Raw genomic sequence first — 13,143 nt, 5'->3', positions numbered from 1 at the left:
GAATGTCTTGGTACAGCAAGGTTTTCTGGTCAGAAGGACTGTTTCTGCGGCCGCACCATCTGCAGCAGAACGATCGCTATATTGAACATTTGCTGGAAAAGCGCGTTCGCTACACAACGCCATACCCCTGGGGATTCGCCCAGCTCGAGATCGACAAGGACCTCACCGAACAGAGTAAGTTCGCGGTGCGCAACGCGTCCGGCGTCATGCCGGACGGAACGCCGTTCGACATCCCCGCGGACAGCCCGATTCCGGAAGCGATCGAGGTGCCGGATTCTGCCGCCGGCCAGATCGTCTGGCTGATGATGCCGATCGCAGCGCCAAATACCCGCGAGGTTGATGAGGATCGCACCGACAGCGCCAGTCGCTATGTTCGTACGTCCGAGACCTTCATCGATTCGACCTCGGCGCTGCGCATCGAGGAAGAGATCGACATCGCTTATCCGCGGTTGTCGTTCGAACTGCGCAAGACCAGCAAGCCGGGATACATGGGACTCGGCATCGCGCGCATTCTGGAAGTGCGCGACAAGAACATCCTGTTCGACGACAAGTTCGTGCCGCCGATGCTGGTCTGCGCCGCACATCCCATCATCGACGGCTGGCTCAATCGCATTATCGGCTGGGTCGAGACCAAGCTCGACGAGCTGGCACGTTACGCGGTCGATCCGTCGTCCGGGGGCGGGTTGCAGAGCGTCGACTATCTGGTGCTGCAGGTGCTGAACCGGACCATTCCCGTGCTGACCCATTTCCAGCGTTCGGGCAGCGTTCATCCGGAACGACTGTACGAGGAGCTGTTGAGGTTTGCCGGCGAGCTTGCGACGTTTGCCACACCAGAACGCCGTGCTCGCAACTATCCAGCGTACGATCACGACGATCTCGAGAATATCTTCACACCCCTGGTGAGCGATATCCAGGACTTCCTGAGCGCGCGGCTGGGCCGGCGGGCGATCCGCCTGGAGATCATCGAGCGCGCCCAGAACGCGTTCGTGTCGCCGATCCGCGATCGGGCGCTGTTCCGCAATGCGACCCTGGTGCTGGAGGTCGCCGCACGGCGGCCGCTCGTGGAGATCCAGAACGACTTCCCGCATTTGTTCAAGGTCGGCCCGAACACCAAGATGAACGAGATCGTGCACGCCAACTTGCCAGGGTTGACGCTGGTGCACCTGCCGACCCCGCCGCCGCACATCCGGGCCATCACCGATCACGTCTATTTCTATCTCGATCGCAAGTCGCCGCTATGGCCGGAGTTCAGCACGGCGGCCTCGATCGGGATGCATTTCTCCGGCGACTGGCCGGAGCTCGAGCTGTACCTTTGGGCTATCCTGGAAGACAGGCCATGAGCGACAGGGACAAGCCGGTCAATCCTTTCGGTCGGGGCGAGCGGACGATCATTCGTCCCAATCCCGGCGGGAGGTTGCCGCCGGCGCCCACCGCTCAGCCTCCGGCGGGCGAGGGACCCGCAGCACGCCCAAGCTATTCGCCGTCACCTGTGCCGTCTCCCGGCGCGCCCGCGCCTTCCTCGCCGTCATCCTCTTCTCCCATTCCGCAGCGCCCGAGCTACGCCTCTGCGCCGACCAGCCAGCCGTCCGAGGAATGGATATCGACGCCCGCGCAGGCACCGACGCAGCAGGGGATGCTGGCGCCTGGACCGCCGTTGCGCGTCGACGATCTGGTGGCGCCAAACGCCAATCCGGTGATGCGTGCGGCCGGCCCTTTGCTGCAACTGCTTGGCCGGTTGCGCGTGGCGCTCATGCGTGCCTCATTCGCAAGTCTGATGGAGCAGGTCGCCGACGCGATCAAGTTCTTCGAGAAGGATATCCGTTCGGCAGGGATCTCCGAGCATCAGGCCAACACGGCGAAATACATCCTATGCGCCACCGCCGACGATATCGTGCAGCACATCCCGACCGATGAGCGCCACGTCTGGACGCAATATTCCATGCTGAGCCGATTCTTCGGCGAGCGTGTGGGTGGTGTCCGTTTCTTCGAGATTCTCGACCATTTGAAGGTTGATCCGCTGATCAACTATCCAGTGCTCGAACTGCAGCATGCCTGTCTCGCGCTCGGCTTCCAGGGCATCCACCGTACGTCGGCAGGCGGGCTAGCGAATTTGCAGGTGATCCAGCGCAACCTCTACGAATTGTTGCGCCGGGTCCGTCCCAAGACGGTGAGCGACTTGTCGCCCAACTGGAGGGGGCAGGCGCTGGCCGGTCGCCGGCAGCGTCTCCGCGTTCCGGTCTGGCTGGTGGCCGCCGTGGCCGCCGCGCTATTGACGGGGTCCTATTTCGTCCTGCGGACGCTGCTGGCCAGCCGGGCGGAGAACGCTGCCGCAGTCGCTCTGGCGCTGCATCCCAGCGATCCGATCGAGCTCAAGCGCAAGGTCATTGCACCCCCGCCTCCACCACTTCCGCCGCCACCGCCGGACCGTGTTACCCAGCTGCAGCGCATCCGCAATGCGCTCGCCAAGGAGAACACCGCCTGTGCCATGACTGCGGACCAGACCGCGAGCTTTATCGTGATCAGGGTCTGTGACCTCGCGTTGTTCTCGTCAGGCCAGGCCACCATCCTCGACGGCTTCAAGCCGGTTGCGGCCCGCGTCGCAGCAACCCTCGACAAGGAGCCGGGACGAATCCGGGTCGTCGGTCATACCGATAGCTCGCCGATCCGCACAGTGCGCTTCCCTTCGAACTTCGAGCTGTCGGTCGAGCGCGCCAAGGCGGTTGCCGCCGCACTGAAGCCCGGCCTGACCGATGGTTCGCGCGTGGACGTTGAAGGCAAGGGGGCGGACGCGCCGATCGCACCCAATTCGACGCCTGACGGACGCGCCAAGAACCGGCGTGTCGAGATCTTCATCGAACGCAGCGAATAAGCAGGCTCTACGGCTCACGCGGTTTGCGACAGGTACCGATCAATGCTTGCCAAGGATATCATCCGCATCATTCTCTACGGAGTTGGGCTCAGCTCGCTCGGCGCCGTGATCTATTTCGCAGGTCCCTTCATTGCATTCGGCGACTGGCATCCGCTCGAGAACCACATCATCCGCCAGATCGCGATTCTGCTGCTGATCACGGCCGTGGCGGGCGTCGCCGGCTTCAGTTTCTTCAAGCGGCGCAAGAATGCCAAGGAGATCGCCGACGGAATCAGTGCGGCAGATCAGCCAGTCAGCGACGAGCCGGTTCTCAAGGAGCGCATGAAGGATGCGCTCGCCACCCTGAAGACCGCCAGCGGCAACAAATCGAGCTATCTCTATGATCTGCCCTGGTACGTCATCATCGGCCCGCCCGGCGCCGGCAAGACCACTGCGCTGGTCAATTCCGGGCTCAAATTTCCGCTCGCACGCGGGGCGACGCCGGCTGCGGTCGCGGGGGTCGGCGGTACCCGCTATTGCGATTGGTGGTTTACCGAGGAGGCCGTGCTGATCGATACGGCCGGCCGCTATACCACTCAGGATTCCAACGCCAAGGCCGACAAGGAAAGCTGGCTGGCCTTCCTCGACATCCTCAAGAAGAGCCGGTCACGCCAGCCGATCAACGGCGTGCTGGTCGCCATCAGCATCGAGGACGTGCTGACGCTGCCGAAGCAGGAGCTCGCGCTTCACGCCGATGCCATCAGAATGCGCCTGCTCGAGCTGCATCAGAAGCTCAAGGTCAGCTTCCCCGTCTACGCGCTATTTACCAAGACCGATCTCGTTGCCGGCTTCACCGAATATTTCGCCTATGTCGGCGAGGCCGGCCGTCGCCAGGTCTGGGGTGCGACATTCCAAACCGCTGACAAGACCCAGAATCTGGTCGGACAGATACCGGTCGAGTTCGACCGTCTGCTGGAGCGCCTGAGCGAAGAGACACTCGACCGCCTGCAGGACGAGCCGACGCCGCAGCACCGCGTGCAACTGTTCGGCTTCCCGGCACAGATGGCGCGGCTCAAGCCCCAGATCCACGACTTCCTCAACCAGATCTTCGAGCCAACGCGCTACCACGTGAACGCGAACCTGCGCGGATTCTACTTCACCTCGGGTACGCAGCAAGGGACTCCCATCGACCAGCTGATCGGGTCGCTGGCGCGTACGTTCGGCGCGGAGGAGGTCGGTTCCGGATCCTATTCAGGGACGGGCAAGAGCTTTTTCCTCGCCGATCTCATTTCCAAGGTCATCATCGGAGAGGCCGACTGGGTCTCGACCGACCGTGCGGCGGTGCGCCGCGCACTGATTCTGAAAACGGCAGCGTTGTCCTTGATCGGTCTGGTCTCGATCGGGCTGATCGCAGGATGGCTGACCAGCTACAAGCGCAATTCCGACTTGATCGCGCAGAGTATGCAGGCGGACAACGAATATGCAGCCGCCGGAGCGCCTCTCATCAAGCAGACGCTGATCGACGATCATGAGCTCGACAAGGTGTTGCCACTGCTCTATCGGCTGCGCAACGCCCCGGCGGGCTACGGATCGCGCAACGAATCGGTGCCCCTGTCGGCCCGTTACGGGCTCAGCCAGCACGCCCGGCTGATGTCGCCCTCCAAGGCGGCCTATCATGCGGCGCTCGAGCGCATGTTCAGGCCACGCCTGCTGTATCGTTTGGAGGAGCAGCTCAACGCGCGGGTCAACGAATCCGCGTTCGTCTACGAGGCGCTGAAGGTCTATCTGATGCTCGGCGGCCTGCAGTCGCCGGACCGCGAGCTGATCCGCTCCTGGATGCAGCGCGACTGGCAGGACAACCTCTATCCCGGCGCAACCAACGCAGAAGGACGGCGCCTGCTCGATGAGAACCTCACGGCGATGTTCGACCTCGAGACGGAGCAGCCCCCGCTTGTCGAGCTGGACGGCCGGCTGATCAAGCAGGCGCAGAATTCGCTAGCGCGCCTGAGCGTGTCGCAGCGCGCCTACGAATTCCTGAAATCCGAGGCTCGCTCATCGACTGCAGGCGACTGGATCGCCGCCCGCCGCGGCGGTCCTGACATGGCGGTCGTGTTCGAAACCACGACGGGGCAGCCTCTGGACGCTGTGCGGGTGCCCCAGTTCTTCACCTATAACGGCTTCCAGCAGAACTTCGTCGCCCGGCTGCCAGGTTTGTCGGAGCGCATGAAGAAGGAACGCTGGGTTCTGGGCGATGCCGGCCAGCAGTCGGCCATCGACCAGCAGTACGACAACCTCGCCGGCGACCTCTTGAACATCTATTCCAACGAGTTTGTCACGACTTGGCGAACCGCGCTGGGCAGCTTGCGTCTGAAGAAACTGCTCGCCGACAAGCCGAAATACGAGGTGCTAAGGGCGGTTTCCGCGCCGACCTCACCGATGCGGCAAATCCTGGAATCGGTGCGTGACGAGACGATGCTGACTAAGGAACGGCCGAAGCCGGCGAACGCTGCGACGAACCCGGCCACGCCTGCTGTGGCCGCGCCGCCACTGTTCACCAACGCCCAGGATGGACCACCCGGGACGACGATCGAAGCGCAGTTCAAACCATATCATGCGGTGCTGGAAGGCGACAGCACCCGCCGGCCGATCGACTCGACCATCGCCAACCTGAACGATATCGCACAGAATCTGACGCTGATCATCGAGAACCCGCAACTGACCGCGCAGGCGACCGCTTCGCTTCAGAGCCAGGTTGCGGCCCTGCGCAACAATGCCTCGCGCATGCCGCCGCCGTTCTCCGACATGCTGCGCGCGACCGCCGCGGAGTTCGAGGGCAGCATTGCCGCCTCGACTGCCGGACAGATCCTGCAGGCGCTGCGCGATCAGGTCACGCCAGTTTGCCAGCAGACGGTGACCAACCGGTATCCGTTCGTCCGCGGCAGCAATCAGGAGGTGCCACTCGCCGACTTCGCCAAGCTTTTCAGTCCGAACGGCGTCATGGACAAATTCTTCACCCAGTTCCTGGCGTCTTACGCCGACACTTCGCGATCAGATTGGACGTGGCGGAAGGAGAGTCCCGTCGGCCGATCGTTCTCGCCCGACACGCTGAAGCAGTTCCAGAATGCGGCCTATGTCCGCGACGCCTTCTTCCAGACCGGCGGTGGCGTGCCCGCGGTGTCGTTCGCGATCCGGCCGCCCGGGGCATCCGGACCGGGCGTGACGGTCAAGACCGAGATTGGCGGCACGACGATCACCAGCCCGGTCACGCCGGGCCCGCCCACGGCTTCGTCCATGTTCGGCGGGCCGCAACCTCCGCCACCACCGCCGCAGCCTCAGAGCAACGCACCGACCACCGTCCTCTGGCCGGGTCCGTCGCCGCGGACGGCAATTTCGGTCAGCAACGATTTCGGGCCGCCATCCGTGCTCGAGCGCATCGGTCCCTGGTCGTTGTTCCGGATGCTGGAGGCTGGATCCTTGGTGGTGAAAGCGGAAACCGCCAGCGCGACTTTCATCGTCGCGGGGCGCGAGCTCAACTATCAGATTTCGACCGGGTCGTTGCGCAATCCCCTCAACCTGTCGGTGCTCCGCGAGTTTCGTTGCCCGACCGGAATATGACCATGCGTTGTGGGCTATTCGGCAAGATCGGCGCAAAGCGTGATTTCATCGCGATCGCCACCCCGCGCAGCTTCCTGGAAGCCTGGGAGCCATGGGTGCAGTCTGCGCTGTCGGCCAGTCGTCATCAGCTTGGCCCGGGCTGGCAGCAGGCGTTCCTGACCGCACCGGTCTGGCGATTCTGGCTTGGCGCCGCCATCTGCGGCACGACGGTGGCGGGGGCAGTGATGCCTTCGCTCGACGGGGTGGGGCGGTATTATCCATTGACGCTGCATGCGGTGTCGGACGAAAGCGCCTTACTGCCGCCGCCGAGCGTCGATCCTCAGGATGAATGGTACGGGCAGGCGGAGGCGTTCCTGCTTTCGACCCTGGATCAAACTTCAACCTTTGAGCAGATATCGGATGCCCTGGATCGTCTCGCGGTGCCGCGACCGCAGGCGCCGATCGCCGAAGACTCGCAAATGATCGCACTGGGCGCAACAACCGTCGGAGCGGTTTCCGCGGATGACGCATTCACCAAGTCCTTTGCCGCGCTTTCCGCTGCCAGTCCGCAGATCTATGCTGCGGCAAGTTTCTGGTGGACCGCGGGTGGCGAAGGCTTTCCATCAATGGCGCTCGCTTGCCGCGGATTGCCTGATCCATTTCATTATTCCACACTGCTGACCGGCGATCTCGGCCGTACAGCATCCGGGACGGGGTGACGGGCGATGATGCATGTCCCTTCCTTGTTCGATGTCGGTAGCGTCACTCATGCCGGACGGGTGCGGACGCGAAACGAAGATTCGTGCCTGGTCCGGACCGATGTCGGCCTGTGGGCCGTCGCCGACGGTATGGGCGGTCACGAAGCCGGCGATCTCGCCAGCCGCATCGTCGTGCAGTCGCTTAACACGATCGGCTTGCCGGACTCGGCCGCCGACTTGTTGGCGCAGTGCGAGGAGCGGCTGTTCCACGCGAACCGGCAGATCCTGTCGCTCAGCAAGGAGCGGCAGGGCGCCACCGTCGGCACCACGGCGGCGGTTCTGCTCGTGCGCGACGGCTATTATGCCTGCATATGGGCGGGCGACAGCCGGGTCTACCTGGTCAACCGGGGCAGCATCAATCAGGTATCGCATGATCACAGCGAGCTGGAGGAACTGATTGCCGGCGGCGCGGTGTCGCGCGAAGACGTCAAGGACTGGCCGAGCAATGCCATTACCCGGGCTGTTGGCGTCGCCGACGATCCGGAGTTCGAGGTCGTGACAGGTCCGGCCGAGCCGGAAGACGTCTTCGTGATCTGCAGCGACGGCTTGACCAAGCATATGCAGGACGACGAGATCCTGCAGCACGCGACCACGCGGCACTCCCAGGCGGCTTGCGATGACATGCTCGCTTTGGCTCTTGATCGGGGAGGACTCGACAACGTGACGATCGTGGTTGTGCGGCTGCTGGTGCCGCGATCCTCAGAACCGACAAGATCGCCGCTGGATCGGGAGCCGCAACCATGACCGTCAACGATCCATTCCCGTCGGGCTACCGCGGTGTGCTGCCCGGCACCCGCCTCAACGGCATATACGAGATCGAAGCGGTGATCGGCGCGGGCGGCATGGGTGAGGTCTACAAGTGCCGTGAAATCCAGACCGGATCGCCGGTTGCGGTGAAAATGCTGCTGCCCGACATGGTCGACAACGAGGCCGCGCTCGCGCTGTTCCGGCGGGAGGCAGCGGCGCTTCACAATCTCCCGCACGACGCGATCGTTCGCTACTTCCTGTTCACCGTGGAGCCCGTGCTGCAGCGACCGTATCTCGCGATGGAGTTCGTGAACGGCCGTTCGCTCTCGAACATGCTCGACGAAGGGCCATTGACTTTCGAGGCGCTGGTCAGGCTGATGCAGCGCGTTGCATCGGGGCTGGAGGCCGCCCACGAGCACGGCATCATCCATCGCGACGTTTCCCCGGACAACATCATCGTGCCGCTCGACGATGTGAGACGCGCCAAGATCATCGATTTCGGTATCGCCCGATCGACCCAGATGGGCGACAAGACCATCATCGGTTCGGGCTTCGCCGGCAAGGACAACTACGCGTCTCCGGAACAGGTCGGCCTGTACGGCAACGAGATCACGGCGAAGTCCGACGTCTACAGCTTCGGCCTCGTGCTGTTCCATGCGCTGACCGGACAGAAGCTCGACATGGGCGGAAGCCAGTTTCAACTGGTGGAAAAGCGCCGACGTGTGCCTGATCTCGGTGCGATAGACATGCGCATCAGGCCTTTGCTGGAGCGGATGCTGCAGCCCGATCCGGCGTTGCGTGCGACCATGGCGGAGGTCGCCAAATGGACGCCGACAGGTCCGCCTCAGACATCCACCGCGTCGCTGTCCGGCTTCGATCCGCTGGCGCCGCCGGAAAGCGCGGCGCCGGCCTGGCAGGACAGGGCGCCCTCAACCGCGCAGAAGAGGCCGCGCAGTCTCTGGCTCTATGCTAGCGCAGCCGCGGTGCTGCTCATGTTGGGCGGGGGTGGATATGCCTTCTATAAGCTGGTCTGGTCGGCGCCTGGCGTGGCGGGCTTGCCGCCGCCTCCGAAACTCGCGGGGACAATGTCGCCGCCGAAAGTCGAGCCCTCCGCACCACAGCCCGGCGGTCGGGAGCCGGTGAAGTTGTCACCACCGCCGGCGGTAACGCCCACTCCGCCAGCCGAGGGGCAGGGACGAGCCGAGCGCATCCGCAAATATGTAACTCAATATTCCGGCGGCGATTGCTTCTTCATTTTGCCGGTTGCGGTCAGTCAAACCGCCGCCGTGATCGAGGGCTTCGGCGCCTCGACGGCCCCGTTCGATACGTTCGACAAGGCATTTCGGCGGGACCAGGGATTTGAGGCTTCGGTCGGCGTCAGGCAGGTGACCCAGGCCCAGTGCCCGGCCGTCAAGTTCTTGAGCCAGGTGGGAAGCGATCAGGTGCGAGTACCGCGCGTCACCCTGTCAGCGACGGAACTGAAGGCTGGCGAAACTCTCAACGGTACCATCGAAAACTTCGCCAATCGTGTGGTGGAATTGCTCGTGGTATCGGATGGCGGTGAGGTGCAAAGCCTGTCTTACCTTCTCAAGCCGGGTATTGACTCGCTGTCGTTTTCGCTCCCGGTCCCGCGCGCGAGCGGTCCGCAACTGATCTTGGCCGTAGCGACTCCGCAGGTTCTGGACTCGTTGCGCCAGCCGCGACCGACGGCTGCCGACACGTTCTTCCTGCAGGCGCTGAGTGACGCCCAGCGCAACCACGTGACGATCACCGCAGCCGCCCGCTACGTGATGCTTACGAACTGATCGGCGCTCAGAATTTTCCAATCACCAGGATCTTCAGGTCGGTATCCGGCTTGAAATCGCTTGCCGTATATTCAGGCGTGATTCCGGTCGGGGACGCCTTGAGCCGGCCCTGGCAGAAGCTGACCATGCGGTCGCTGCCACCTGGGTCGATGGTCAGCTTGAACGCCCGGATCGGCCCGGCCCAATTCGCGCCGGTCTTGAGCACGTATGAAATGCGCCGCTCCTGCAGCTTAGCGGTGTTGGCCGTGCCGTCGCCGGCGCGCTTGTCAAGCTCGGCAAGGAACCCGTCCGTGACGCAATAATCCTTCCGGTAACGCGCGACTTCCGGGCCGAGTGCGTTGCTGCGGCGCAGGCCCAGGCGCAGTATGGTGTCAGCACTGGAGCCGACGCTCGGCCGATACTGGTGTTCGACGACAACGGTGCGCGAGGGCGGAAACACCTGCTGCCGCACGGCAGACGTCCTGGTGACCCAGCTTGGAGCATATTGCTGACGGCCGTTGTCGCTCATTCCGGCAGGCATCAATAGTCCCTCGTCCACAAGTCGGGTTCGGATTGCTGCCGGGAGGTCGGTCACGCGGATCTCGCGGCTGCCAATGGGCAACAGCGGCAGCTTGAGCTGGCGGAGCAGTGCGCTGACATCCTTGTCGCCAATCATGGCGCGCTGATCAATCGTCAGCGGCGCTGGGCTGCCGTCGATCCTGGTCTCGAAGTCGACGAAGTTCACCGGGTCGTTCGACGGCAGCGCAATGTTATCGGCCTCCGACAGGTCGATGTCGGGCAGCGGAAAGGCCACAGTTAGCGTAACCGGCTTGTTGGTGACGTTGGCGAACTGATAGCGAACGATGATCCTGTCGAGTGCGATACGCAGGTCCTCGCTCTCCATGGCCACATCGCGGGTGCGAACCAACTGGAGCCCTCCGATCGACAATTCGGCGGCCGAGTCGTTGGCCTCTGCCGGCCAGTTGGTCGCAACCAACAGCGCGACCATCAAGGCTCGGACCCGCAACGACGCGCGGGGCAGCGGTCCATTCAGCATGCTCGTCTCCATACGGCGTCGCAACATGTGCCGGTCCGCGGCAATGAATCAGTCGAGGGCCCGGTAAAGATCGCCCCATTCGGGCTTCCAGACGCCGTCCGGATCGCACACCACGATCGCGAGCTTCACGTCATTGGCCAGCCGGATCGCGCCGCGAAAGGCGTCCTGGGCCGGCAATGGGGCGCTGACTTGGTCATTGGACAGCCGCCCGCCGCTGCTGGCAGCCGGCATCACAACCGATCCGGTGGCGCCGTCAATGTCGCGTTTCAGGACCAGCGTAATGGCGTCGGGCTGGATCTCGTTGACCTGCTCAAATCTATTTTTGGCCATGGTTTTTGCACCGCAAGCTGAAGACAATGGACTATCACCGTCCGGTGATAGAATTGAACGCGATTGAGATTGCTCACCACTAATTGACGCGCCGCATCAACGGCATCTCGGATTAGTCGATCTGGCGCGACAATCGGTTCGGGCACATCGAGGCGAACATGTTTCGTCCAACGAGTTGGATCTGGGTCTTCATCGCCGGTGCGAGCATTTTCGCCACCGGGACGCACGCCGAGGACACCGTCGTGCGGAGCTTTTCGGGCGGCTCGGCTGCCTCCATGGTCGGCATCGTCCCGGCCGGAGAGGACGTGGAACTGGCAGGCCCGCAGGCGCTCAGTGCCGACGGGCGGGGCAACCTGTTCGTGCTCGATCAGGTCAACGGACGCATTCTCCAGTTCGACCCCAAGCAACCGAATTCCGATCCTGACGTCCTCAAGATGCCGAGGGATGTCCAGCCGACCGATCTCGTCGTTCATAACGGCGACATCATGGTTTGGGACGGCGGCGTCCGCACGTTGAAGGCGGCGCCAGACCAGTCCACGCGCGGGCTCGGTGGCGACGAAATCCAACTTGAGGAAGTCTCGAGCCGCGGCACGGACGACCAGGTCGCCATCTCCGCCTTCGCCCAGATGGGATCGCAGCCACCCGGCAGCGCGACCGCGCTGCTCGACCAGAACACCCGCGCGGCCGTCATCAAAACGGGCCGGCAGCCCGACCGGCAGTACGTCGCCTCCCGCAGCAAGGGCTCGGTCATCGCCGATATCATCCCGGACAGGGGCAATTCCAGCGTGCGGATCGAGATCCAGACCATGGTTACCAACGAGACCATTGGCGCACTCGGCCTGCGCGTGCGTGACCAGCTCGGTACGGTCGAGTTCCTCGAGATCGACAATAGCGATCGCTTCTATGTGTTGGCCGAAGACATTCCGCCGTCGGGAAAGGACGCATCCACTTTCGTCGTGCGCTATGCCGCCAACGGCCGGCTCGAGGGAATCTACGAGTTGCCTCTCGAGAACACCCCGCTGACGAGGCGGTTCGTCACGGTCTCGGGTGACGGCGACGTCTATTTCCTGCGAACCAAGCCAAACGGTGTCGATGTGGTTGGCGTCGGCTTCCGCCCCCTGCGCAACCCGTCGTTGATCGACGCACGGCCGTCGCGGACGGCAACCGCGCAGCCGTACAACAATAGCAAGTTCAATGCGACAGCGGCGGTACGGCCGTCAAATCGCCAGCAGGCGATCGAGACCGCGTTTGCGTTCGAGGGTGTGCAGTGGAAGCTAACGCAGGCGAACTATGGCAACGATCCGGACAGCCAGTGCAGCGGATTCAATCGCATTCGTCGCCCATGGTACCTTCAGGGCAAGGTAAACCAGGAGGTGCGCGGCGTACCTTATTGCTGGGGCTGTCACGGCTCGCTCGCAAACTTCCGGCAGCGCATCGAGAGCGGCACGTTGGCCGGGAATGTCTGCACCCGCAACGCGCCGCGGCCGGATGTGGCGGGCGTCGACTGCTCGGCGTTCGTCAGCGCCACGTGGGGACTCTCGGTCCACTACACGACCGCCGCCATTCCCGCGATCGCTGCGCCCGTGACGAACCCCTGGGCGTTGAAGCCCGGCGATGCACTCAACAAGCCCGGCTCCCATGTGATGTTGTTCCTGCGGTTCACGCCGGATCGCAAGGCGGAGGTGATGGAATCCTCGACCGGCGGCTGCAACGGACGCGTTTGCCGCAATATCTATCCGTTGGCGAGCCTGCTTGCGCGCGGCTACAATCCGGTTCGCTTTCGTGCCTTCGCCGATGACCAGACAACGGTTTCGGCTGACGCCTACCAGGACTCCGATGCGCCGACGAGCCGCAAATCGGCCGCTGCGAAAACCGCGACCAAGAGGCGATGAACCATGTGTGTCACTGGCGCTACAGATGGGTAGGGAATGCTGTTCGCAGGCTGGATCGGGGACGTTCGGACGAGGATGTCGCCGCCACGTCCGGCCGGCGCGGTTCGGGAACCGGCTTGCATGACATCGAGGT

Annotated in this window: 9 protein-coding genes; 7 read left to right on the top strand and 2 right to left on the bottom strand. The window is 63.5% G+C overall.

Translation table 11 applies throughout. The features are described from left to right. Positions 1–2 precede the first annotated feature (2 nt). The 6 genes from tssK to A3AS_RS0113775 are packed head-to-tail and all read left to right on the top strand — an operon-like array spanning position 3 to position 9,752. Positions 3–1,340, top strand: coding sequence for a type VI secretion system baseplate subunit TssK (gene tssK / locus A3AS_RS0113800; protein WP_026201979.1), 1,338 nt, complete (start codon positions 3–5; stop codon positions 1,338–1,340). Continuing rightward, entirely contained in the window at positions 1,337–2,869 is a 1,533-nt protein-coding gene (gene tssL, locus A3AS_RS0113795) for a type VI secretion system protein TssL, long form (RefSeq protein ID WP_018318171.1), read from the top strand. The genes tssK and tssL overlap by 4 nt, the downstream gene beginning before the upstream one ends. A 42-nt stretch (positions 2,870–2,911) precedes the next feature. After that, positions 2,912–6,463 (top strand): type VI secretion system membrane subunit TssM, encoded by a 3,552-nt coding sequence (gene tssM, locus A3AS_RS0113790; protein WP_018318170.1) that lies wholly within the window; start codon positions 2,912–2,914, stop codon positions 6,461–6,463. Beyond that, positions 6,460–7,161 carry a type VI secretion system-associated protein TagF gene (gene tagF, locus A3AS_RS0113785; RefSeq protein WP_018318169.1) on the top strand — a complete coding sequence of 234 codons (702 nt, stop codon included), beginning with the start codon at positions 6,460–6,462 and terminating at the stop codon, positions 7,159–7,161. Before tssM ends, tagF begins: the two co-directional genes overlap by 4 nt. A gap of 6 nt (positions 7,162–7,167) precedes the next feature. After that, positions 7,168–7,944, top strand: coding sequence for a PP2C family serine/threonine-protein phosphatase (locus A3AS_RS0113780; RefSeq protein ID WP_018318168.1), 777 nt, complete (start codon positions 7,168–7,170; stop codon positions 7,942–7,944). Then, complete coding sequence (locus A3AS_RS0113775; protein WP_018318167.1) at positions 7,941–9,752, top strand: serine/threonine-protein kinase; 1,812 nt, start codon at positions 7,941–7,943, stop codon at positions 9,750–9,752. The genes A3AS_RS0113780 and A3AS_RS0113775 overlap by 4 nt, the downstream gene beginning before the upstream one ends. Positions 9,753–9,759: 7 nt before the next feature. Here the strand turns inward: A3AS_RS0113775 and A3AS_RS0113770 are convergent, their stop codons facing one another. Then, complete coding sequence (locus A3AS_RS0113770) at positions 9,760–10,740, bottom strand: DUF4424 domain-containing protein (protein WP_026201978.1); 981 nt, start codon at positions 10,738–10,740, stop codon at positions 9,760–9,762. A 96-nt stretch (positions 10,741–10,836) separates the two neighbouring features. Continuing rightward, a complete protein-coding gene (locus tag A3AS_RS0113765) occupies positions 10,837–11,145 on the bottom strand; it encodes a hypothetical protein (protein ID WP_245283197.1) in 309 nt (102 codons plus the stop codon). A gap of 131 nt (positions 11,146–11,276) precedes the next feature. On the opposite strand from A3AS_RS0113765, the gene A3AS_RS0113760 reads away from it, so the two are divergent. After that, entirely contained in the window at positions 11,277–13,010 is a 1,734-nt protein-coding gene (locus A3AS_RS0113760) for a hypothetical protein (RefSeq protein ID WP_018318164.1), read from the top strand. Positions 13,011–13,143 lie beyond the last annotated feature (133 nt).

This window comes from Bradyrhizobium sp. WSM2793, assembly GCF_000379585.1.
Classification (GTDB): domain Bacteria; phylum Pseudomonadota; class Alphaproteobacteria; order Rhizobiales; family Xanthobacteraceae; genus Bradyrhizobium.
This window is presented reverse-complemented; position numbering and strand designations above follow the sequence as displayed.